The sequence below is a fragment of the Pseudomonas sp. AC083 genome (assembly GCF_979253165.1).
Map to the genome: position 1 here is coordinate 1 of NZ_CEEDDH010000007.1, position 22,392 is coordinate 22,392.

At 61.6% G+C, this 22,392-nt stretch carries 18 protein-coding genes and 1 riboswitch; of the genes, 12 read left to right on the plus strand and 6 right to left on the minus strand.

Features of this window, described 5'->3' with window-relative positions; translation table 11 throughout:
- Positions 1-264: 264 nt before the first annotated feature.
- Positions 265-1,698: a TolC family outer membrane protein gene (locus tag AC0IXA_RS12640; protein WP_016771977.1), complete on the minus strand. Its 1,434-nt coding sequence runs from the start codon at positions 1,696-1,698 to the stop codon at positions 265-267.
- A 204-nt stretch (positions 1,699-1,902) separates the two neighbouring features.
- A riboswitch (TPP riboswitch) is annotated at positions 1,903-2,008 on the plus strand.
- Between the two features lie 144 nt (positions 2,009-2,152).
- Here AC0IXA_RS12640 and thiC point away from each other — a divergent pair.
- Together thiC and cytX are read left to right on the plus strand one after the other, a co-directional pair.
- On the plus strand, positions 2,153-4,042 hold the full coding sequence (thiC, locus tag AC0IXA_RS12645; RefSeq protein ID WP_471813288.1) for a phosphomethylpyrimidine synthase ThiC: 1,890 nt from the start codon (positions 2,153-2,155) through the stop codon (positions 4,040-4,042).
- A 116-nt stretch (positions 4,043-4,158) separates the two neighbouring features.
- A complete protein-coding gene (gene cytX, locus AC0IXA_RS12650) occupies positions 4,159-5,451 on the plus strand; it encodes a putative hydroxymethylpyrimidine transporter CytX (protein ID WP_341638467.1) in 1,293 nt (430 codons plus the stop codon).
- Here the strand turns inward: cytX and AC0IXA_RS12655 are convergent.
- Positions 5,420-6,166, minus strand: a complete 747-nt coding sequence (locus AC0IXA_RS12655) for an RsiV family protein (protein ID WP_186567420.1) — start codon at positions 6,164-6,166, stop codon at positions 5,420-5,422. The genes cytX and AC0IXA_RS12655 overlap by 32 nt on opposite strands.
- A 228-nt stretch (positions 6,167-6,394) precedes the next feature.
- On the opposite strand from AC0IXA_RS12655, the gene AC0IXA_RS12660 reads away from it, so the two are divergent.
- The 9 genes from AC0IXA_RS12660 (at position 6,395) to AC0IXA_RS12700 (ending at position 15,773) form a co-directional block, all read left to right on the plus strand.
- A complete protein-coding gene (locus tag AC0IXA_RS12660) occupies positions 6,395-7,012 on the plus strand; it encodes an NUDIX domain-containing protein (protein WP_024011344.1) in 618 nt (205 codons plus the stop codon).
- Positions 7,003-7,455 (plus strand): DUF1249 domain-containing protein, encoded by a 453-nt coding sequence (locus AC0IXA_RS12665; protein WP_016771972.1) that lies wholly within the window; start codon positions 7,003-7,005, stop codon positions 7,453-7,455. The genes AC0IXA_RS12660 and AC0IXA_RS12665 overlap by 10 nt, the downstream gene beginning before the upstream one ends.
- Before the next feature lie 97 nt (positions 7,456-7,552).
- Positions 7,553-8,368: a 3',5'-cyclic-AMP phosphodiesterase gene (cpdA, locus tag AC0IXA_RS12670; RefSeq protein ID WP_341638468.1), complete on the plus strand. Its 816-nt coding sequence runs from the start codon at positions 7,553-7,555 to the stop codon at positions 8,366-8,368.
- A 169-nt stretch (positions 8,369-8,537) separates the two neighbouring features.
- Positions 8,538-9,146, plus strand: a complete 609-nt coding sequence (locus tag AC0IXA_RS12675) for a YqiA/YcfP family alpha/beta fold hydrolase (protein WP_016771970.1) — start codon at positions 8,538-8,540, stop codon at positions 9,144-9,146.
- Positions 9,147-9,187: 41 nt separating this feature from the next.
- Positions 9,188-11,095, plus strand: a complete 1,908-nt coding sequence (parE, locus tag AC0IXA_RS12680; protein ID WP_024011346.1) for a DNA topoisomerase IV subunit B — start codon at positions 9,188-9,190, stop codon at positions 11,093-11,095.
- Positions 11,095-12,084, plus strand: coding sequence for an esterase-like activity of phytase family protein (locus tag AC0IXA_RS12685; protein ID WP_341638469.1), 990 nt, complete (start codon positions 11,095-11,097; stop codon positions 12,082-12,084). Before parE ends, AC0IXA_RS12685 begins: the two co-directional genes overlap by 1 nt.
- Entirely contained in the window at positions 12,081-12,605 is a 525-nt protein-coding gene (locus tag AC0IXA_RS12690) for a retropepsin-like aspartic protease family protein (protein ID WP_122601468.1), read from the plus strand. The genes AC0IXA_RS12685 and AC0IXA_RS12690 overlap by 4 nt, the downstream gene beginning before the upstream one ends.
- 7 nt (positions 12,606-12,612) lie before the next feature.
- Positions 12,613-14,877, plus strand: coding sequence for a DNA topoisomerase IV subunit A (gene parC, locus AC0IXA_RS12695; protein WP_125917491.1), 2,265 nt, complete (start codon positions 12,613-12,615; stop codon positions 14,875-14,877).
- 185 nt (positions 14,878-15,062) lie between these two features.
- Positions 15,063-15,773, plus strand: coding sequence for a PqiC family protein (locus AC0IXA_RS12700; RefSeq protein ID WP_137215188.1), 711 nt, complete (start codon positions 15,063-15,065; stop codon positions 15,771-15,773).
- Between the two features lie 158 nt (positions 15,774-15,931).
- On the opposite strand, the gene AC0IXA_RS12705 is transcribed toward AC0IXA_RS12700, so the two are convergent.
- The gene (locus AC0IXA_RS12705) at positions 15,932-17,437 is read right to left on the minus strand and encodes an AhpA/YtjB family protein (protein ID WP_341638470.1); all 1,506 of its coding nucleotides are present in this window, start codon (positions 17,435-17,437) and stop codon (positions 15,932-15,934) included.
- A gap of 134 nt (positions 17,438-17,571) precedes the next feature.
- On the opposite strand from AC0IXA_RS12705, the gene serB reads away from it, so the two are divergent.
- Positions 17,572-18,786, plus strand: coding sequence for a phosphoserine phosphatase SerB (gene serB / locus AC0IXA_RS12710; RefSeq protein ID WP_041477650.1), 1,215 nt, complete (start codon positions 17,572-17,574; stop codon positions 18,784-18,786).
- 91 nt (positions 18,787-18,877) lie between these two features.
- Here serB and AC0IXA_RS12715 read toward each other — a convergent pair whose 3' ends face one another.
- From AC0IXA_RS12715 to rhdA, 3 genes are all read right to left on the minus strand, one after another.
- Positions 18,878-20,626, minus strand: coding sequence for a molecular chaperone (locus tag AC0IXA_RS12715; RefSeq protein ID WP_341638471.1), 1,749 nt, complete (start codon positions 20,624-20,626; stop codon positions 18,878-18,880).
- A 66-nt stretch (positions 20,627-20,692) separates the two neighbouring features.
- Positions 20,693-21,553, minus strand: a complete 861-nt coding sequence (asd, locus tag AC0IXA_RS12720; protein WP_024011354.1) for an archaetidylserine decarboxylase — start codon at positions 21,551-21,553, stop codon at positions 20,693-20,695.
- The gene (gene rhdA / locus AC0IXA_RS12725; protein WP_341638472.1) at positions 21,553-22,386 is read right to left on the minus strand and encodes a thiosulfate sulfurtransferase; all 834 of its coding nucleotides are present in this window, start codon (positions 22,384-22,386) and stop codon (positions 21,553-21,555) included. Before rhdA ends, asd begins: the two co-directional genes overlap by 1 nt.
- Positions 22,387-22,392 lie beyond the last annotated feature (6 nt).

Here is a 22,392-nt window from a genome sequence, read left to right on the forward strand (position 1 = left end):
GGTGATTCAGTCCGATCTGGCCAGCAGGATTCACGACTGCTGCGCAGCCGGACGGGGATAAATCCCCTCACCACAGGGGATTCATTCCAGATTGTTTATGGCCGGGCCATGCTGTGGTGAGGGGATTCATCCCCGCTGGGTTGCGAAGCAGCCCCAAAACCATTCAGCGCGGTGATTCAGTCAGATCTGGCAAGCAGGATTTACGACTGCTGCGCGGCCGATCGGGGATAAATCCCCTCACCACAGGGGATTCATCCAGATTGTTTAAGGCCGGGCCTTGAGCTGCGCCTCGGCCGCCGACGCCAGATCCGGCGGCAGGAAATCCTTGTCCGGGTTGTAGTCGGCTTTCAGATAACGCCGCAGGTCTTCCAGGTCACCCGGGTTCAGCGTCCCCGCGGCCTGCTTCAGGCGCAGGTTGTCGAGGATGTAGTCGTAGCGGGTGTTGTTGTAGTTGCGCACCGAGGTGTACAGCTGGCGCTGCGCGTCGAGCACGTCGACGATGTTCCGTGTGCCGACCTGATAACCGATTTCCGTGGCTTCCACCGCGCTCTGGTTGGAGATGATCGACTGGCGGCGCGCCTGCACCTGCTCGACGTCGGTGTTCACCGCGCGGTGCAGATTGCGGGTGTTTTCCACCACTTGCCGGCGCAGCGATTCGCGCTGCTGTTCGCTCTGATCCAGTTGCGCATAGGACTGACGCACTTGCGAACTGGTCAGCCCGCCGCTGTAGATCGGGATGTTCAGTTGCAGGCCCAGGGTGCTCTGCTCGACGTTGCCGCCATAAGGCGCGCCGAACGAGTTGGGGTTGGCGAAGCCGAGGGCGTCGTTGTCGCCTTTCTCGTATTTCGCCACGGCGTCGAGGGTCGGCAAGTGGCCGGCCTTGCGCTGCTTGAGCGTCTGCTCGGCGGAGCTGACCGCGTAGTTGCTGGCGAGCAGATTGAGGTTCTGCCGCGCCGCCGTGTCGACCCAGGATTTCGCATCGTTGGGCGCCGGCGGCAGGATCGGCAGCGTATGAACGATGCCCTGGATCGAGTTGTACTGACGGTTGGTCAGGGTGATCAACGCCTGGAACGCATCATCGACCTGACGCTGGGCGACGATACGGTTGGCTCGCGCGGTGTCGTAACTGGCTTGCGATTGCAGCACGTCGGTCTTGTCCGAGAGGCCGACATCGAAACGCTCGTTGGACTGGTCGAGCTGACGTTTGAACGCCGCTTCTTCAGCCTTGGTCGAGGCCAGGTTGTCCTGGCTGCGCAGCACGTTGAAGTAGCTTTCGGCCGATTGCAGGATCAGGTTCTGTTCGGTCGCCGACAGTTGCAGCGCGGCCTGTTCGTTGACGTCCTTGGCTGCTTGATACTGGAACCAGCGATCGGCGCGGAACAGCGGCTGCGCCAGTGTCGCCTGATAGGAATGCGCGCTGCGGTTGGCGATGGCCGAGGGTTGGTCGATCGAGGTGCGCACGTCGGCGACTTCGGCGCCACCGGACAGGTTCGGCAGCAGACCGGCGCGGGCCTGCGGCACCACTTCTTTCTGCGCGCCATACTGGGCGCGGGCCGCCGCGAGGTCGGCGTTATTGTCGACCGCTTCCTGGTAGACGCTGACCAGATCGGTTTTGGTCGACAAGGGTGCTTCCGCTGCCCAGGCCATTGTGTTGGACGCACAGGACACGGCAACAGCCAGTGAAAGTTTGCGCAGCATGAGGCGATCCCTAGCATGAATATTATGGAAGTAATCCGGGCGCCAAAGGTAAGGCGCAGCCCGCACAGCGTCAAGGCTGAGCAGGCCAAGCGAGTGTAGTTGCGCATTGCTCCGGCAACAATCGGCCAGCCTGGGTATTTACGCCATTCATCATGGCGTTTGCTGCGGTGTTGGCGTTCCTCGGTGGTTGTGTCTAGACTGGCCGGGTTCTTGTCGGGGTGCCTTGCTATGAGGCTGAGATCGAATAATTTCGGATCCCGTTGAACCTGATCAGGTTAGCGCCTGCGTAGGGAACAAGATTTCTCGTCACCCGGCGAGTCCTCTTGTGCTTCGTCCGGGATATTGTTCGACAATCGAACGCCATGACGAATGCACAGCACCGGTCCTGGTGCGTCCGTGCCTTTCAGGTTCTGCTCCGACAATCCACTGCTGGATGCTGTCTGGAGAGCCTGTGATGACAACAAAAGAAAAAAACGCGATCAACCTGAGTGACTCGGCCAAGGTCGACGAGCAATCGGTCAAGCCGTTCACCCGTTCGCAAAAAGTCTACGTTCAGGGCTCGCGCCCGGACATCCGCGTGCCGATGCGCGAAATCAGCCTCGATGTAACCCCGACCGATTTCGGCGGCGAGATCAATGCGCCGGTCACGGTCTACGACACCTCCGGCCCGTACACCGATCCGAACGTGGTCATCGACGTGCGCAAAGGTCTGGCCGATGTGCGTTCAGCGTGGATCGATGACCGTGGCGATACCGAGCGCCTGCCGGGCCTGAGTTCGAACTTCGGCCAGCAGCGTCTGGCCGATGCCGAACTGACCAAACTGCGCTTTGCCCACGTCAACAACCCGCGCCGCGCCAAGGTCGGGGCCAACGTCAGCCAGATGCACTACGCGCGCAAAGGCATCATCACTGCCGAGATGGAATACGTCGCCATCCGCGAAAACATGAAGCTGCAAGAAGCGCGCGCGGCCGGCCTGCTCAAGCAGCAACACGCCGGTCACAGCTTCGGCGCAAGCATCCCGCAAGAAATAACCGCGGAATTCGTCCGCGAAGAAATCGCTCGTGGCCGCGCGATCATTCCCGCCAACATCAACCACGTCGAACTGGAACCGATGATCATCGGCCGTAACTTCCTGGTGAAGATCAACGGCAATATCGGCAACAGCGCCCTGGGTTCTTCGATCGAAGAAGAAGTGGCGAAGCTGACCTGGGGCATTCGCTGGGGTTCGGACACCGTGATGGACCTGTCCACCGGCAAACACATTCACGAAACCCGCGAGTGGATCATCCGCAACTCGCCGGTGCCGATCGGTACCGTGCCGATCTATCAGGCGCTGGAGAAGGTCAACGGCGTCGCTGAAGACCTGACCTGGGAGCTGTTCCGCGACACCCTGATCGAACAGGCCGAGCAGGGCGTCGACTACTTCACCATTCACGCCGGCGTGCTCCTGCGTTACGTGCCGCTGACCGCCAAACGCGTCACCGGCATCGTCTCCCGTGGTGGTTCGATCATGGCCAAGTGGTGCCTGGCGCACCACGAAGAGAACTTCCTCTACACCCACTTCGACGAAATCTGCGAAATCATGAAGGCCTACGACGTCAGCTTCTCGCTGGGTGATGGCCTGCGTCCGGGCTCGATTGCCGACGCCAATGACGAAGCGCAATTCGGCGAACTGGAAACCCTCGGCGAGCTGACCAAGATTGCCTGGAAGCACGACGTGCAATGCATGATCGAAGGCCCGGGCCACGTGCCGATGCAGTTGATCAAAGAGAACATGGACAAGCAGCTCGAATGCTGCGACGAGGCGCCGTTCTACACCCTCGGCCCGCTGACTACCGACATCGCTCCGGGCTACGACCACATCACCTCGGGTATCGGCGCGGCGATGATCGGCTGGTTCGGTTGCGCGATGCTCTGCTACGTGACGCCGAAGGAGCACTTGGGTCTGCCGAACAAGGATGACGTGAAAACCGGGATCATCACTTACAAGATCGCCGCGCACGCAGCGGACCTGGCCAAGGGGCACCCGGGCGCGCAGATCCGCGACAACGCTTTGAGCAAGGCGCGTTTCGAATTCCGCTGGGAAGACCAGTTCAACCTCGGCCTGGACCCGGACACCGCACGTTCCTATCACGACGAAACCCTGCCGAAGGACTCGGCCAAGGTCGCGCATTTCTGCTCGATGTGCGGGCCGAAATTCTGCTCGATGAAGATCACCCAGGAAGTCCGTGAATACGCCGCCAACCAACGCATCGATGCGGTCGATGTGGACGTCGCCAAAGGCCTCGCGGAACAGGCCGAGCGGTTCAAGAAGGAAGGCAGTCAGCTGTACAAGAAAGTCTAGCCACAAGCGGCAAGCTACAAGCTGCAAGATTAGAAGCAGTCCGCGTACCGCTTTTAACTTGCGGCTTGCAGCTTGCAGCTTGCAGCTTTTTCCTGCTCCTCTTTGAGATAACACCCTTGAGCATTCAACCCGGCACTTATTCTCCCGACCTCGCCGTGCCCGCTGACAAGCGTGTCTTCGGCGGTCGCGATCTGTTTTCCCTGTGGTTCTCCCTCGGCATCGGCCTGATGGTTTTGCAGACCGGCGCATTGCTCGCGCCGGGCCTGGGCCTGTCCGGTTCTTTGCTGGCGATCTTCCTCGGCACGCTCGTCGGCGTGCTATTGCTGGCCGCTGTCGGCGTGATCGGCAGTGACACCGGCCTGTCATCGATGGCGGCGCTGAAACTCAGCCTTGGCAGCAAAGGCGCGAGCCTGCCGGCGCTGCTCAATCTGCTGCAACTGATCGGCTGGGGCTCGTTCGAAATCATCGTCATGCGCGATGCCGCCAGCCTGCTCGGCACCCGCGCCTTCAGCGAAGGTTCGCTGTGGGCCAATCCGATGCTGTGGACGCTGTTCTTCGGTGCGCTGGCGACCTTGCTCGCGGTGAGCGGGCCGTTGACGTTCGTGCGGCAGATTCTGCGCAAGTGGGGCATCTGGGTGCTGCTCGCGGCGTGCCTGTGGCTGACCTGGAACCTGTTCGCCAAAGCCGACCTTGCTGCGCTGTGGGCGCGCGCCGGTGACGGTTCGATGCCGTTTGCCGTGGGCTTCGACATTGCCATCGCCATGCCGCTGTCGTGGCTGCCGCTGATTGCCGACTACTCGCGTTTCGGCAAACGCGCGAAGAATGTTTTCGGTGGCACGGCTGTGGGTTTCTTCATCGGCAACTTCTGGCTGATGAGCCTTGGCGTGGCCTACACCCTGGCGTTTGCGCCGAGCGGTGAAGTCAATGCGTTGCTGCTGGCCTTGGCTGGTGCCGGTCTGGGCATTCCGCTGTTGCTGATTCTGCTCGACGAGTCGGAAAACGCTTTTGCCGATATCCATTCGGCAGCGGTCTCGAGCGGGATTCTGTTGCGTCTGAAAGTCGAGCATCTGGCCTTGGCCATCGGCGTGATCTGCACGCTGATCGCACTGCTGGCGCCGTTGGCGCAGTACCAGAATTTCCTGCTGTTGATCGGCTCGGTGTTCGCGCCGCTGTTCGGCGTGGTGCTGGTGGATCACTTCATCCTGCGCAAGCGCAGTGCTCAGGTCGCCTCAGCCGCATTGCGCTGGCCGGCGTTGCTGGCGTGGCTGGGTGGCGTGAGCACCTACCATTTGCTGGCGAATCTGTATCCGGATGTCGGCGCAACCCTGCCGGCGCTGGTGCTGGCAGGGTTGCTGCAGCTGGTGCTGGGCCGGGCCTTCAGTTACGGCCGGGAAACAGCTCGGGCTTGAGAATGCCGTTCAGGCGCGGGTAAGGAATCTTCAGTTCGACGTGGCCCAGCGCATAGGGCGCGATGGTGGTCACGTCGTACTTGAGGATCACGCCACCGTAGGTCAGCGCCACGTGCGGGGTTTTCACGAACGGCCAGTTCGCAACGAATTCCGCCTCCTGATCGAGCTTGGTGCTGATCAGCCAACTGTTGTGCGCCACTTGCGCGGCTTTCCAGAATGCCTCTTCCTGACCCGGCAGCAACATGTCGGAGAGATTCAGCACCTTGTGCTGCTGGCGCGAATAGTTGATGAAACCGCGACCCGGCGTGCCGTGGGCGCCGCCGGTGTCGAGGTAGCTCGACAGCTCGATGATCACCAGTCCGTCATGCTGCTCGCGTACTTTCGCTTGCAGATAGCTGCTGTTGCGCGGGCCGGCGCTGGCGAGGAACTGCTCGCGGTAGGCGGCCAGGGTTGGCGCGACCGGTGCGTTCTTCTCGGTGCGGGTCATTTGCAGCAAACGTTTTTCGATGATGCCATCCAGCGCCGGCTCACCCGGGAAGCGCAGGGTGTCGATGTTCACCAGCGGACAATCGGGGTTGGAACAGCCGGGTTTGAGTTGTTCCGAGGCGTCGCGGGTGGTTTCCAGCGGCGTGCGATAGTTGGGCTGGAACAGGCTGGCACAAGCGCCCAGGGTAAGGGCAATAGCGGCCACAGAGGCAATTTTGAAAAGCGACATGGGCGTCCTTTCGAAAGCAGGGGAAGGCGAAAAAGTTACCGCTTCGACTCTCAACGAAGCAGTCAGTTCGCCACTAAGCTGATTAGAGTGTGTTTCAGCTTCACCGTCCATCCCGCTGACGGTAAAGGGGCTGCATCAAACGGTGCGGGCGCGTTAGGATGGCGCGAAGTCGAGGTTGCCGGTTGTACGCGGAAACCTCGTAAAGGATATGCAGTAAAGAGGATGATCATGACTGACTTTGCCAACGCCATTCCGACCGCCGTGGATATCGTGCGGCGCGAAAAATGCTACGAGGGCTTCTACAAGCTCGACCGTGTGCACCTGCGCCATGAGCTGTTCGCCGGGGGCATGAGCCGCGAGATCAACCGGGAAATCTTCGTGCGCCACGATGCCGTGTGCGTCCTGCCATACGATCCGCAGCGCGATGAAGTGGTGCTGATCGAGCAGTTTCGTGTCGGCGCCATGGGCAAGGCCGACAACCCGTGGCTGGTCGAACTGGTCGCCGGTCTGATCGACAAGGATGAGCAACCGGAAGAAGTTGCTCACCGCGAGGCGCAGGAGGAAGCTGGGCTGGACATCAAGGCGTTGTGGCCGATGACCAAGTACTTCCCATCGCCGGGTGGCAGCAACGAATTCGTGCATTTGTATCTGGGGCGTTGCAGCACCGACGGTGTCGGCGGTCTGCACGGGCTGGAAGAAGAGGCCGAAGACATTCGCGTAACGGTCTGGGCCTTTGAAGATGCCTTGCAGGCCGTGCGTGACGGACGTATTGCCAACGCGGCGAGCATCATCGCCTTGCAGTGGCTGGCGCTGAACCGCGCCGAAGTGAGGGGGCTATGGTCGTAAACAAGCTGCGCGATCGTTATCGGGTTGACCTCGTTGGGCTGCAAGCCGCCTGCGAGGCCAACTACGCGCGCCTGATGCGACTGCTGCCGGACATGCGCAACGAACCCGAGGCGCGGCGTATCGCCGTGACCCAGGGCGAGCAGATGCTCGGCGTGCTCGCCCTCGAAGTGCTGCAGACCTGCCCGTACACCACGACCTTGCAGGTGCGCCAGGAGCACAGCCTGCCGTGGTTGCCGGTGCCGCAACTGGAAGTGCAGGTCTATCACGACGCGCGCATGGCCGAAGTGGTCAGCGCCGAACATGCACGACGCTTTCGCGGCATCTATCCTTATCCGAACGCCGCCATGCACCAGCCCGATGAAAAGGCCCAGCTCAATGTGTTTCTGGGCGAATGGCTGAGTCACTGTCTGGCGTTGGGGCACGAGTACGAAGTCGTTCGCTAGTTGTGAACTGCGTCCGCTTCGGCGGTTTCCCCTTTGTGTCATCCCCCAGCATAATTGCCGCACCCATCCATTGCGTGCTTAGCCCCGGGAGAGCGCCTTGCCCAGCGTATCGACATTGACCAGCGCCGACCCGGCGCTGCTGGTGCAGTTGTCCGACAGCCACCTGTTCGCCGAGGCGGACGGCACGCTGCTGGGCATGAAGACCCGCGAGAGCCTGCAAAGGGTCATCGACCTGGTGTTGGCGCAACAGGCGCAGATCGATCTGCTGCTGGCCACCGGCGATATTTCCCAGGACGGCACGCTGCAGTCGTATCAGGCATTCCGCCAACTGAGCGCGCAGATCAGTGCGCCCGCGCGCTGGATTCCCGGCAATCACGACGAGCCGATGGTCATGGCCGAGGCGGCGGTGCAGAGCACCTTGCTCGAATCGGTAGTCGATATCGGCAATTGGCGGGTGACGATGCTGGATTCGGCGGTGCCGGGTTCGGTGCCGGGCTATCTGCAGGATGATCAGTTGCAGCTGCTGGCCCGCGCGCTGAGCGAGGCGCCGGAGCGTCATCATCTGGTGTGCCTGCATCATCATCCGGTGTCGATCGGCTGCGCATGGATGGAGCCGATCGGCCTGCGCAACCCGGAAGCGTTCTTCGAAGTGCTGGATCGCTTCCCGCAGGTTCGCGCGGTGTTGTGGGGGCATGTGCATCAGCAAATCGATCGCGAACGCAATGGCGTGCGCTTGATGGCTTCGCCTTCGACGTGCATCCAGTTCGAGCCGGGGAGTGCGGATTTCAAAGTGGGCGAGCAGGCGCCGGGGTATCGCTGGCTGCGGTTGTTGCCGGATGGGCAACTGGAAACCGGTATCGAAAGAGTCACCGACTTCGAGTTCACAGTCGATTACGGCTCCAACGGTTACTGAGACCTCCGTGTAGGAGCTGCCGAAGGCTGCGATCTGTTGATTTTCGCTTTAAAAGACAAGATCAAAAGATCGCAGCCTTCGGCAGCTCCTACAGGTGCATTTGTATGGCCCATCCAATGCAGACTCCCTGTAAACTCCGCTATCTTTCGCCGACAGCCAGGGAGCTCAAATGTCCGGTTCGATCCTCTATATCCACGGTTTCAACAGCGCGCCGGCCTCGAAGAAGGCCTGTCAGCTGGTCGCGGTCATGGAGCGGCTGGGATTGAGCGAGCAATTGCGTGTGCCGGCGCTGCATCACCATCCGCGTGAAGCCATCGGTCAGCTCGAGCAGGCAATCGCCGAGCTGGGCCGGCCGTTGCTGGTGGGAAGTTCGCTCGGCGGCTACTATGCGACTCACCTGGCCGAGCGCCATGGCCTGAAAGCCCTGCTGGTCAACCCGGCGGTCAGCCCGCACCGGATGTTCGATGGTTATCTGGGCACGCAGCAGAACCTCTACACCGATGAAACCTGGGAACTGACCCACGACCACGTCACGGCGCTGGCCGAACTGGAAGTGCCACCACCGCAGGATCCGCAGCGTTATCAGGTCTGGTTGCAAACCGGCGACGAAACGCTGGATTATCGCCTCGCCCAACAGTATTACCGCGCCTGTGCCTTGCGCATCCAGGCGGGCGGCGACCACAGTTTCCAGGGCTTTGCCGGGCAATTGCCGGCGTTGCTGAGTTTTGCCGGCATGGCTGCCGATATGTATCAGGCAATCGATTTCACCACGCTGTGAAGTCTTGCCCCTCTTTCATGAATGACTGACGACGAGACCTTATGGCCACTCCCAGCGCTAGTTCTTATAACGCCGACGCCATCGAAGTCCTCTCGGGCCTCGACCCGGTGCGCAAACGCCCCGGCATGTACACCGACACCAGTCGGCCGAACCACCTCGCCCAGGAAGTCATCGACAACAGCGTCGACGAAGCCCTGGCCGGCCACGCCAAATCGGTGCAGGTCATCCTGCACGCCGACCATTCGCTGGAAGTCAGCGACGACGGCCGTGGCATGCCGGTCGACATTCACCCGGAAGAGGGTGTGTCCGGCGTCGAACTGATCCTCACCAAGTTGCATGCGGGCGGCAAGTTCTCCAACAAGAACTACCAGTTCTCCGGCGGTCTGCACGGGGTGGGTATTTCCGTGGTCAACGCGCTGTCGACCGAAGTGCGCGTGCGGGTCAAACGTGACGGCAACGAATACCAGATGACCTTCAAGGACGGCTTCAAGGCCTCCGAGCTGGAAATCGTCGGCACCGTCGGCAAGCGCAACACCGGCACCAGCGTGTACTTCGCGCCGGACCCGAAATACTTCGACTCACCGAAATTTTCCATCAGCCGCCTCAAGCACGTGCTCAAGGCCAAGGCTGTGTTGTGCCCGGGGCTGCTGGTCAGCTTCGAAGACAAAGGCACCGGCGAGAAAGTCGAGTGGCATTACGAAGACGGCCTGCGCTCTTATCTGGTCGATGCGGTCAGCGAGTTCGAGCGCCTGCCGAACGAGCCGTTCTGCGGCGCCTTCGCCGGTAATAAGGAAGCGGTCGACTGGGCGCTGCTGTGGCTGCCGGAAGGTGGCGACGCGGTGCAGGAAAGCTACGTCAACCTGATCCCGACCGCGCAGGGCGGCACGCACGTCAACGGTCTGCGTCAGGGCCTGCTCGATGCGATGCGCGAATTCTGCGAATTCCGCAGCCTGCTGCCGCGCGGCGTGAAGCTGGCGCCGGAAGACGTCTGGGAGCGCATCGCGTTCGTCCTGTCGATGAAAATGCAGGAACCGCAATTCTCCGGCCAGACCAAAGAGCGTCTGTCTTCCCGTGAAGCAGCGGCGTTTGTCTCCGGTGTGGTGAAAGACGCTTTCAGCCTGTGGCTCAATGCCAACCCGGAAACTGGTCTGGCCCTGGCCGAACTGGCGATCAATAACGCCGGTCGTCGCCTCAAGGCGAGCAAGAAAGTCGAGCGCAAACGCGTCACCCAAGGTCCGGCATTGCCCGGCAAACTGGCTGACTGCGCCGGGCAGGACCCGATGCGTTCCGAGCTGTTCCTGGTCGAGGGTGACTCCGCCGGCGGTTCGGCCAAACAGGCGCGGGACAAGGAATTCCAGGCGATCCTGCCGTTGCGCGGCAAGATCCTCAATACCTGGGAAGTCGACGGCAGTGAAGTGCTCGCCAGCCAGGAAGTGCACAACATCGCCGTGGCCATCGGCGTCGATCCGGGCGCGGCGGACATGAGCCAGCTGCGCTACGGCAAGATCTGCATCCTCGCCGACGCCGACTCCGACGGTCTGCACATTGCGACTTTGCTGTGCGCGCTGTTCGTTCAGCACTTCCGCCCGTTGGTGGATGCCGGTCACGTCTACGTGGCGATGCCGCCGCTGTACCGCATCGACCTCGGCAAAGAAATCTACTATGCCCTCGACGAAGCCGAGCGCGACGGCATTCTCGATCGCCTGGTCGCCGAGAAGAAACGCGGCAAGCCGCAGGTCACCCGATTCAAGGGTCTGGGCGAAATGAACCCGCCGCAGCTGCGTGAAACCACCATGGACCCGAACACTCGGCGTCTGGTGCAGTTGACGCTGGGCGAAGACTTCGCCGAAACCTCGGAAATGATGGACATGCTGCTGGCGAAGAAACGCGCCGGTGACCGCAAATCCTGGCTGGAATCCAAAGGCAACCTCGCCGAGGTGCTGGCCTGATGCAGTTTGGCTGGGCCTTGGCGGGTGCGTTGCTGCTGAGTGCGCTGAGCGTGTCGGCCGAGCCGCTGCAACAATTGCGGCTGCTTTCCGAACACCCGGTCGAAGGCATGCGCGGCGGTAACCTGTCGGGTCTGGCCATGTGCGGCAATGAGCTGTGGACGGTTTCCGATCGCGATGACGAGCAGATCTATCGGCTCGATACCCGCGATCCGGTCTGGCAGGCGCAAACCGTGCACATCGACGTGCCGCCCGTGCCGGAGAGCGGCTTGCCGTGGGGTTTGAGTTCGCGCACCTGGGCTGCATCGTTCATTCGCGGTGGCGATCTGGATTTCGAGGGCATCAGTTGCGACAGCGTAGGCAATCGCTACATCGTCAGTGAGGCCCATGCGGCGGTGTTGCAGGTGCCGGTCAGTGGCCCGGCTAACTGGCTGAAAATCTCGCCGCTGCTGGTTCGCGAAGCGCGGGCGAGCGGCCTGCTGCTCAAGTTCAATTCGATCTTCGAAGGCCTGGCGATCAACCCGGCCGGTGATCAGATGTGGCTGGCCGCCGAACGGCAAAAGCGCGGTTTGCTGCTGATCAAGCGCCAGCAGACGGTGTGGGATTGTGACGGTCGCTGCGTGCTGCTCAGTGAGGGCGGCAAGGAGATGCAGCCGCCACAGTTTCCGAAAGCGAAAGCGGTTCATCGCGACTTTTCCGACATTTCCTTGTTCAACGGCAAGCTGTTTACCCTCGAACGCAACGCTTTCGACATCTGCCGTCGCGATGCGCAGACGGCCAAGGTCGAGCAGTGCTGGTCGTATGCCGGCGAACTGTTGCAGGAAAATCGCCGCTACTCGCAGAACTACGGACTGGAAGAAGCGCTGATCATTGATGCCGAAGGTGCTTGGATCGGCGTCGACAACAATTTTGGCCCGCGTGCCGACGGCGAAGTCCGCCCGGTGGTCTGGCGCTTTGCCGCGCCGGACGGTGGCTGGAGTGCCAGGCCATGAGCCAGCAACCGCCGGGCAAGCGTGCCGGTCGGGTGTTGATGATCCTCGCCTGGTGCGCGGCGCTGTTTCTCGCGACGCGGTTTTTCGGTCAGTGGGAGCAGCGCCAGCAGAATCCGAACATCGTGGTCACGTCGGAGCAGGGCGAAGGTTTTATCGAAGTGAAACTGGCGAGCAATGCCCAAGGGCATTTTGTCGCCAGCGGCCAGATCAACGGCGAGCCGGTGGAGTTCATGCTCGACACCGGCGCGACCGATGTGGCGATCCCGGCGGATCTGGCCCAGCGTTTGAAGCTGCAAGAAGGTTTCGGCGTGACCCTGAGCACGGCCAACGGCCTGAGCCAGGGCTATCGAACGAAGATTGCCCGCCTGCAAATGGGCGACATCGTGCTGCGCGATGTCCGCGCACTGGTGGCGCCGGGGCTGCATGGCGATCAGGTGCTGCTCGGCATGAGCGCCCTGAACAAACTTGAATTTACCCAGCGCGGCGGCACCATGCTGCTGCGCCAGACAACGAACCGATGAGGCCCGCATGAGCGACATCCTTGCAGACAGCTTAGACGGCGTAGAACGCCGCTCGCTGGCTGACTTCACCGAAAATGCCTACCTCAACTACTCCATGTACGTGATCATGGACCGCGCCTTGCCGCATATCGGCGACGGCCTGAAGCCGGTACAGCGGCGTATCGTCTACGCCATGAGCGAGCTGGGACTGGACGCTGATTCCAAGCACAAGAAATCGGCGCGTACCGTCGGTGACGTGCTCGGTAAATTCCACCCTCACGGCGACTCGGCGTGCTACGAAGCGATGGTGCTGATGGCGCAGCCGTTCAGCTATCGCTACACGCTGGTCGACGGCCAGGGCAACTGGGGTGCGCCAGACGATCCGAAGTCCTTCGCCGCCATGCGTTACACCGAAGCGCGGCTGTCGCGCTATTCCGAAGTGCTGCTCAGCGAACTGGGCCAGGGCACCGCAGACTGGGGGCCGAACTTCGACGGCACCCTGCAGGAGCCGCTGGTGTTGCCGGCGCGCCTGCCAAACATTCTGCTCAACGGCACCACCGGTATCGCCGTGGGCATGGCCACCGATGTGCCGCCGCACAACCTGCGCGAAGTCGCCACCGCCTGCGTGCGTCTGCTCGATGAGCCGAAAGCCACGGTCGAACAGCTCTGCGAACACATTCAGGGTCCGGACTATCCGACCGAAGCGGAAATCATCACGCCGCGCGCCGACCTGCTGAAGATGTACGAAACCGGCAAGGGCTCGGTGCGTATGCGCGCCGTGTACCACGTCGAGGACGGCGACATCATCGTCACCGCGCTGCCGCATCAGGTCTCCGGCGCCAAGGTGCTGGAGCAGATCGCCGCGCTGATGCAGGCCAAACCGTCGAAAGCGCCGCAGATCGCCGATCTGCGTGACGAATCCGACCACGAAAACCCGTGCCGCATCGTGATCATCCCGGTCAACAGCCGCGTCGATCACGAAGCGCTGATGCAGCACCTGTTCGCCAGCACCGAGCTGGAGTCGACCTACCGGGTCAACGTCAACATCATCGGCCTGGACGGCAAGCCACAGCTGAAAAACCTGCGTGCGCTGCTGGTCGAATGGCTGGAATTCCGCGTGCTGACCGTGCGTCGCCGCCTGCAATTCCGCCTCGACAAGGTCGAACGGCGCCTGCACCTGTTGGACGGTTTGCTGATCGCCTACCTCAACCTGGATGAGGTGATCCACATCATCCGCACCGAGGAACACCCGAAAGCCAAGCTGATCGAGCGTTTCGCCCTCAGCGAGATTCAGGCCGACTACATCCTCGACACCCGTTTGCGCCAGTTGGCGCGACTGGAAGAGATGAAGCTGCGTGACGAGCAGGACGAACTGCTCAAGGAACAGGCCAAGCTGCAAGCCCTGCTGGGCAGCGAAGCGAAGCTGAAGAAACTAGTGCGCACCGAGCTGCTCAAAGACGCCGAAACCTACGGCGACGACCGCCGCTCGCCAATCGTCGAGCGCGCCGAAGCCAAGGCGTTGAGCGAGCACGATCTGCTGCCGAACGAGAAAGTCACCGTCGTACTGTCGGAAAAAGGCTGGGTACGTTCGGCCAAGGGCCATGACATCGACGCCACCGGTCTGTCGTACAAGGCCGGCGATGGCTTCAAGACCTCGGCGGCGGGGCGCTCCAACCAGTTTGCCGTGTTCATCGACTCCACTGGCCGCAGCTATTCGGTCGCCGCGCATACCTTGCCGTCGGCCCGTGGTCAGGGCGAACCCTTGACCGGCCGTCTGACGCCGCCACCGGGCGCCTCGTTCGAATGCGTGCTGATGCCCGAAGACGATGCGCTGTACGTGATTGCCTCCGATGCCGGTTATGGCTTCGTGGTCAAAGGCGAAGACCTGCAAGCGAAGAACAAGGCTGGCAAGGCGCTGTTGAGCCTGCCGAACAACGCCAAGGTCATTGCGCCGCGTCCTGTGGCCGATCGTGAGCAGAACTGGCTGGCCTCGGTCACGACCGAAGGTCGCCTGCTGATCTTCAAAATCAGCGATCTGCCACAATTAGGTAAGGGCAAAGGCAACAAGATCATTGGCATTTCCGGTGAGCGCGTGGCCAGTCGCGAAGAATATGTCACGGACATCGCCGTTCTGCCGGAAGGCGCCACCCTGGTGTTGCAGGCTGGCAAACGGACCCTGTCACTGAAAGCCGACGACCTCGAGCACTACAAAGGTGAGCGTGGACGGCGCGGAAACAAACTTCCGCGGGGCTTCCAACGGGTCGATGCGCTGCTCGTCGAAAACCTCAATTAGGCGAGAACGCCTTCCTAGACCGTTCGATCTGCGATTAAACGCGTAGATCGACGCTTTGGCGCTGGAGTCGGAACGCATATTCACGGATGATATGGCCTTTCAAGCGCCGGCGTGGCCGAGCGTTCTTCATATTTATTGAGTATTTTCACTGTGGTCAGCCTTGTGGCGGCCACCTGGACGGGATGATGACTGCTCTACGCCCCCTTATTTTGTTGCTCGCCGGCGTTCTTGGCCTGGCGGGTTGCAGCGTTCACCAGCCGGTGTCGCTGTACCAACTGGACAGCGGAAGTCCGGTTCAGCCTGCGCAAAGCGCGGGCATGGCGGTTTTGCTGGGGCCGGTGGTTGTAGCCGATTACCTGCAACGCGAAACCCTGCTGCAACGTCAACCCGACGGCAGCCTGCAAGCGGCGACCGACGGTCGTTGGGCCGGCAGCCTTTCGTCGGATATCGATCAGTTGCTGATGCGTCAGGTCGCCGGTCACCTGGACAGCCAGCGTGTGGTGCTGGCGCCTGCTACCGCCGGGTTCACGCCCGATGTGCAGGTGTTGCTGACCATCACCCGTCTGGATTCCGGAGCGAAACAACCGGCGATTCTCGATGCGCAGTGGCGTTTGATCGATCGTCGCGGCAAGGTGCGTGATAACCGCATCATTCACCTGCAGGAAACGCATGCCGGCAGCACCGCGTCCCAGGTGCAGGCGCAGGGGATCCTGTTGCAGCGTCTGGCCGAGCAGCTGTCGGTGGCGCTCAAGCCACTGGCCAACCAGCCGCCCGTGGCCGAGGCACCGCGTAAAGCCGCGCCGAAACCCGCAGCGCCGGCGGCGGATGCCGAGAAGCAGCCGAAGATTCCAATGGCCTCGCCGATTCGTACGGATATGGAAGTGTTTCGCTTCTGAGGCTGGAACGAGTCAGAACAGAGCCCGCCTAGTGCGGGCTTTGTTATGTCTGGAGGTGAGGGGCTTTTCAGGGATGCGCACGATTCCAATAACGCCGCGCACAAAAAAGCCCGCAGACAATCACTCGTCTGCGGGCTTTTGCGTATCTGGCCTAAGCCTTACGCCCGGCGCTCATGCATCCGCGCCAGTTGCCGCTCCAGCATCGACGGATAAGGCTCCATCAACCGCTCCACACAGCAAGCGCCCTCAGGGCTGGCGATCGGCCGGATTCGCGCACGTTGGCGGATCAACGCGTCATCACTGATCTTGCGCTCAACCAGCAGCAGATTGCGGCTGTGTTGCGACAAGGCCAGTGCATCCTGCGCCGAATCCGTCAGCAGCAGATCAATCTGACTCAGACCGAACAACTCATCGCCCAGGGTCAGGCCCAGCTGCAATTGCAGGGTGATGCCGCTGTCTGCGACCTCGATCTGCAACTGATGACCCAGAGCACGCAGCAGTTCGCCGCAGCAGATGGCATTGGTCAGGTAATCGTCGCCGCAATCTTCGGTGTGGAACAGCAACAGCGTGCTGCCATCGTTGAGGGTTTCGATTTCGCCCTGATACAGCGAAGCAGCCTGCTCGAGGCAGTCGCGATAGCGTTCCTGCAATTCTTCCAGACGTGCGCGAGGCAAACGACGCAATTGTTCCTGCGAACCCAGTTGCACGGCCAGTACGGCGGTGTGCTGTGGCACGTCAGGGCTCGGTTTGCGCGTGAGCGGTTGGACGGCGCCGTTTAGCGATTCGTCGCGCAGGTCGGCGAAGGCGTCATCGTCATCATCGTCTTCGACCGTGCTGACCAGGTGACGCGGCGCCGGTTTCTTCGCGGCCAGCGGGCGGCTTTCGTCGAAGCTCGGATCGCGCAGGTTACGCACCTCGAATTCCGGCTCGTCTTCTTCCTCGGCGAATTCCGGCTCGGGTTCAGGCTCGGGCTCCGGGGCGTAGCTGGCGTGCAGCTGGCGCGCCAGATCGCCGATTTCATCCTGACGATCGATGCCCGGGGTGTGCGCGTCGATGCGGCGCAGCCACACGCGCAATTGCAGCAACGGCGTCGACAGATAACGGCCCATGCGCAGGCTCAGAGCCAGCGACAGTGCCAGCAGAATCGCGCTCAGAATGCCCATGCTTTGCAGGCTGATGGTCATTGGCTGCTGGAACTGATCCATGTCCAGGCTGATGCGCAGTTGCCCGGCCGTCACGTCCTGGAAAGTGATCTTGCTCTCGTACATGCCCTCGGCTTCGCCCAGCAGGCTGTGCTTGGGACGCTGACCGGACTCGGCGAGGATGCGGTTGTCCACGCTGTAGATCGCCGCGTGGGCGACCAGTTTGTTCTTGGTCAGGTTGTTGAGCAGCACGTTGAGGCTGAGGATGTCGTTGGACACCAGCAGCTCGGTGGCGGAGGTGGCGGTCTGCGTGGTCAGGCTTTCGCCCAGCGCATCGGCCTGCTCGTGCATGGCCTGCTTGAATTGCAGACCCATCACCCCGGCATAGATCACCAGGGCCAGAGCGACCAGGATCACGTTGTGGCTGGCAATGCGCAATGCAATCGGTACACGGCGATGGCGCAGTGCACGGAAGATCAGCAGGAAGAAGTTATCGGTTTTGACTGGCGTGGGCCGGTTCACTTGAGCTCGGCTCTTTGTCCGTGAAGTTGACGCGCAGTATAGCGACAGGCCCCAGACCGGCAAAGCGCTCGCGGTGCCCGATGGTCACTGAAAGTGGGTAGAATGCGGTTTTTTTCCAGTTGCGGGGGTGCGCGTTGCGCGAAATCGTCCTGATTAACATCACGGGAGTCGACCGTCCGGGTCTGACGGCGGCCATCACCGGTGTTCTGGCACAAGGTGGTGTGAACATTCTCGACATCGGTCAGGCGGTGATCCACGACACCCTGTCGTTCGGCATCCTGGTTGAAATTCCCGATTCCGAGCAAGGCAAATCGGTGCTCAAGGACATCCTGTTCAAAGGCTACGAACTGGATCAGCAAGTGCGCTTCACCCCGGTGTCCGAAGAGGACTACCAGCAATGGGTGGGCAATCAGGGCAAGAAGCGCCACATCGTTACCCTGCTGACGCGCAAGGTCACCGCCGGCCAGTTGCAGGCGGTCAGCGCGATCACCGCCAAATATGGCCTGAACATCGACCATATCGACCGTCTGTCGGGGCGCATGCCGCTGGACACACCGGCCGACAAGGGCAAGGGTTGCATCGAGTTTTCCGTGCGCGGCGAAGCTGCCGATCCGCAGGCGCTGCGCGCCGAATTCCTCAGCGTTGCCCAGGAATTGAACGTCGATATCGCCTTTCAGGAAGATTCGCTGTTCCGTCGCAACCGACGTCTGGCCGTGTTCGACATGGACTCGACGCTGATCGAAGCGGAAGTCATCGATGAGCTGGCCAAGGCGGCCGGCGTGGGTGATCGAGTGTCCGAAATCACCGAGCGCGCCATGGCCGGCGAACTGGATTTCCGCGCCAGCTTCAAGGAGCGTCTGGCGCTGCTCAAGGGCCTCGACGTCAGCGTGCTCGACTCGATCGGCGCCTCGCTGCGCCTGACCGAAGGCGCCGAAACCCTGTTCGCCGAACTCAAGCGGCTCGGCTACAAAACCGCCATCCTGTCCGGCGGCTTCACTTATTTCGCCAAGCAACTGCAGGCCAGGCTTGGCATCGATTACGTGTTTGCCAACGAGTTGGAAGTGGTCGACGGCAAGTGCACCGGCGTGGCGATCGAGCCGATTGTCGATGCGCAGCGCAAGGCTGACTTGCTCAAGGAACTGGCGCACAAGGAAGGTCTGCGTCTGGAGCAGACCATTGCCGTCGGCGACGGCGCCAACGACTTGCCGATGCTGGCGATTGCCGGGCTGGGCGTGGCGTTCCGCGCCAAACCGCTGGTCAAACAGTCGGCGAAGCAGGCGATCTCAACGCTGGGGCTGGATGGTGTGTTGTATCTGCTGGGTTTCCGCGATCGTGACGGGCAGTTGTAACTGACAAAGCACAAAGATCGCAGCCTTCGGCAGCTCCTACAGGGAAATGCATTCCAAATGTAGGAGCTGCCGAAGGCTGCGATCTTTCGCTTCAAAGCGAATTCCACAACGAATCAAAATCCTCCTCACCCCCGCCATTCTGCGCAGGATCCAGCGAGCGATAGGCGAACTGGTTGAAGCTGTGCGTACTCGCCACCCGCCGATCCAGCCCGGCGCGGTGTTCTTCGCCCTGTGTATTGATCAACACCTTGTTGCCTTCCTGAAAGGGCAGGCGCGGCGCAAGCACGGTGGCCGGCACATCGATCGCACTGATTTCCGGCAACAGCAAACCGCGCAAATACTGGCTGTGATCATCTTTCGTTCGCACCAGTTGCAAGCCGCACGGCTGCGCGTGTGGCGCTACCAGTTCAATGCCCATCTGCGTGCCGCTGCCGCGCACCTGGCGGATCCAGCGAATCACCGCAATGCTCCAGCCTTTGCCCTCGCTGTCCTGAATCCCGAGCATTTCCCCGGCCTGCAACTCCGCCGGTACTTCGCTGGGCCAGGCCAGGCAATAACCGCCAGGACTATGGTTGATCACCGGCAAGGCGTAAGTCGGATAGTTCGGCGCGTTGCCGGGGCCTTCCTCTTCGCTCAACTGGTCGTACTGGATTTCCTCGTACGGCAACAGCTCATCGTTACTTTGCGGGGCAGCGTCGAACGCCTGACTCCAGCTGTCCTTTTCGCCGCTGGCCACGACGCTGCTGAAGTTTGCCGCGCGGGCACCGGGATGTTTGAGCAATTCGCTGAAAGTGCGCTCGCCGCCGAGGTAGAAGTGCAGGGCGCTCATGCCAACGCACACGGTCAGCGTGCCCTGGCCGGCGATGCGTTGAAAGCTGCGTTCGGCCGCTTGGCCCCAAGTAGCGTGCAGATGTTGCAGGGTGTCGACGCTGAGGCCGGCGGAAACGGGCAGTGGGGTCGAGGTGGACTCGTGCAGCAGGTGCGTTTCGAGCTGTTTGACCAGCGGTTGCGGATCGAAGCCCAGCAGCCCGCTCTGTTGTTCGCTGCGAAACATCTTGCGGTAGCGCGGGCCGACATCGAGTTCCGGGCTGATGGCGAACAAACCGTCGTCGGCGCTGCCGGGATGCAGTTTGAGCAGGGCGCTCCACGGCTCGATCACCTCGGCCAGCCGGACAATCTGGCTCTGGCGCAATTGATTGCAACGGGCGCTGCCCAATAGCAGTGCGGCGATATAGGTCTGTTCTACGCTCAGTTCGCTGGTCAAAAAGGCCAGATCATCGCGCAGCCGCCGTTGTTGCAGTTGCAATTGCGCAGCGCTGCGATACAGCTGATGCAATTCGAACCACGCGTGTTCCGGCGGTGAACTGTACAGCTGCGTGGCGCGCACCAGTTGCGCCTTGAGGGCATGCGCGGCGCGTTGCAAGGCGGTACTGACCAACGTCGCCCGATCCTTGCTGTATTTGGGCAGGATGCGCAGAACGATCTGTTTATAGCCGATTGCCAACTGACCTTGCAGCGCCTGACACAGGTTGCTGACTTTGCGCGAGCGCTCGTCGAGCATGATCGCTTGATGCAGAAAGTGCCGTTCCAGATGCTGGCAGACGAAATACACCTCGGGCCGCAGCAACTCCAACAATTGCAGGCGATTGTCGCTGGGGGTGAGCAACAGGTTCAGTTCGCCGAGGCCTTGATAGAGCAGGCGGGCGGTTTCGCCGATGTTGGCCTTGGGCAGGCCGGCGATCCAGCGCTTGAGATCACGCGGGCTGGCGTCGCAGAACGACAGGCGCGTTTGCGTGGGAGTCGGAGCGCGCAGCTTGGGAGAAAAGTTGGTCTGGCTCATGAGCCAAACCATAGCAGCAAATGCCGCGGTGTGCGGAAGCAGCCTCGGCTGCTTCCGCGAACAGGGTCACGCTTTTGGCAGTGCCAGGCCTTGGCCCATCTGCACTGGCGAACCGGCCACCAGTTCTTCAGCCCACTTCACCTGATCCGGGCCAAACAGCACGATTGCCGTCGAACCGAGCTTGAAGCGTCCCAGTTCCGCGCCTTTTTCCAGATGAATCGGTGCGCGTGCGGCTTCGTCGTAGCGGAAGGTTTTCAACTCGCGCTTCGGCGGAGTAACCAGACCGGCCCACACGGTTTCAATCGAAGCGACAATCATCGCGCCGACCAGCACCACGGCCATCGGCCCGCGTTCGGTGTCGAAAATGCACGCCACGCGCTCGTTGCGGGCGAACAGCTCCGGGACGTTTTCGGCAGTAGTCTGGTTCACCGAGAAAATGCGGCCCGGGATGTAGACCATTTCGCGCAGGGTGCCGGCCAGAGGCATGTGCACGCGGTGGTAGTCCTTCGGCGACAGGTAGATCGTGGCGAAATCGCCGCCCATGAATGGCGCTGCGTTGGCCGCATCACCGCCGAGCAATTCGAGCACGCTGAAACTGTGGCCCTTGGCCTGGAACACGCGACCGTGCTCGATCGGGCCGAGCTGACTCACCGCACCGTCGGCCGGGCTGAGGATCGCGCCCGGAGTTTCGTCCAGTGGACGCGCGCCGTCTTTCAACGCACGCGTGAAGAATGCGTTGAAGTGCTCGTAAGCGGTCAGGTCTTCGACCAGTGCTTGCGACATGTCCACTTGATAACGCTTGGCGAACCATTGGGTGAAGGCATTCTTGAACCAGCGCACGCGGCATTCGGCGATGCAGCCGGCCAGGCGCGACAGCAGGTGATGCGGCAGCAGGTACTGGCTGAGGATAAACAGACGCTCTTTCATTAGTTGTCCTTAAAACCTTGAATCTCGACTGGCGTATCAGGGTGGTTGCCCCATTCGCCCCAGGAACCGGCGTAGCCCTTGACCCGCGGATAACCGAGGGCTTTGGCCACCAGATAAGTGAAGCCCGACCGGTGATGGGTCTGGCAATGGGTAATGATTTCCTTGTCCTTGGTGATCCCGAGGTTTTCGAGGATCTGCGGCATGTCGCTGCGGATACGCAACTGACGAGTCTGGTCCATGCCGGCGGTCCATTCGAAATTGACCGCGCCGGGGATGTGTCCGCCCTTGGCGGCGAGGACTTTCTCGCCGGAATATTCCAGCGGCCCACGCGCGTCCCAGATCGCCAGATCGGCGGCGCCGAGACGGCTTTGCAGGTATTCGCGGGTGGCGGTCGGTTCATCGTGCAGGGTCAGCGAGACCGGGCCACCGACGGCGGCCGGCACCTGAATCGACATCGGCATACCGTCCGCCAGCCAGGCCGGCAGACCACCGTCTATATAGTGGTACTTGTCGTGGCCAATGACATCGAGCAGCCAGATGAAGCGCCCGGCCCAGCCACCGCCCTCATCGTCATACACGACGTATACCGAGTCTTTGCGATGGCCGAGCTCACCAAACAACGCTTCCAGATCGGCCTTCGCCGGCATCAGCCCGGGCGCCGGTGGCTGGCCGAGCTGGGTGCGTTTCGGGTCGACAAAACGTGCGCCGGGCAAGTGACCTTCGGCATACCGGGCAGGGCTGGTCAGGTCCACCAGAATCAGTTCCGGGGACTCCAGACGCGGCAGCAGGTCGCTCGGCTCGATGACAAGCGGCAAGCCAGAGAAGTCAGACATGTGAGG

What these genes read in the sequence shown, in the direction of transcription:
- AC0IXA_RS12640 (WP_016771977.1), bottom strand. Translation starts at nt 1,698, where the DNA reads ATGCTGCGCAAACTTTCACTGGCTGTTGCCGTGTCCTGTGCGTCCAAC.
- AC0IXA_RS12655 (WP_186567420.1), bottom strand. Translation starts at nt 6,166, where the DNA reads ATGTCGCTTTTCAAAATTGCCTCTGTGGCCGCTATTGCCCTTACCCTG.
- AC0IXA_RS12665 (WP_016771972.1), top strand. Translation starts at nt 7,003, where the DNA reads ATGGTCGTAAACAAGCTGCGCGATCGTTATCGGGTTGACCTCGTTGGG.
- rhdA (WP_341638472.1), bottom strand. Translation starts at nt 22,386, where the DNA reads ATGTCTGACTTCTCTGGCTTGCCGCTTGTCATCGAGCCGAGCGACCTG.
- AC0IXA_RS12660 (WP_024011344.1), top strand. Translation starts at nt 6,395, where the DNA reads ATGACTGACTTTGCCAACGCCATTCCGACCGCCGTGGATATCGTGCGG.
- thiC (WP_471813288.1), top strand. Translation starts at nt 2,153, where the DNA reads ATGACAACAAAAGAAAAAAACGCGATCAACCTGAGTGACTCGGCCAAG.
- AC0IXA_RS12715 (WP_341638471.1), bottom strand. Translation starts at nt 20,626, where the DNA reads ATGAGCCAGACCAACTTTTCTCCCAAGCTGCGCGCTCCGACTCCCACG.
- parC (WP_125917491.1), top strand. Translation starts at nt 12,613, where the DNA reads ATGAGCGACATCCTTGCAGACAGCTTAGACGGCGTAGAACGCCGCTCG.
- AC0IXA_RS12685 (WP_341638469.1), top strand. Translation starts at nt 11,095, where the DNA reads ATGCAGTTTGGCTGGGCCTTGGCGGGTGCGTTGCTGCTGAGTGCGCTG.
- parE (WP_024011346.1), top strand. Translation starts at nt 9,188, where the DNA reads ATGGCCACTCCCAGCGCTAGTTCTTATAACGCCGACGCCATCGAAGTC.
- AC0IXA_RS12675 (WP_016771970.1), top strand. Translation starts at nt 8,538, where the DNA reads ATGTCCGGTTCGATCCTCTATATCCACGGTTTCAACAGCGCGCCGGCC.
- AC0IXA_RS12700 (WP_137215188.1), top strand. Translation starts at nt 15,063, where the DNA reads ATGACTGCTCTACGCCCCCTTATTTTGTTGCTCGCCGGCGTTCTTGGC.
- asd (WP_024011354.1), bottom strand. Translation starts at nt 21,553, where the DNA reads ATGAAAGAGCGTCTGTTTATCCTCAGCCAGTACCTGCTGCCGCATCAC.
- AC0IXA_RS12690 (WP_122601468.1), top strand. Translation starts at nt 12,081, where the DNA reads ATGAGCCAGCAACCGCCGGGCAAGCGTGCCGGTCGGGTGTTGATGATC.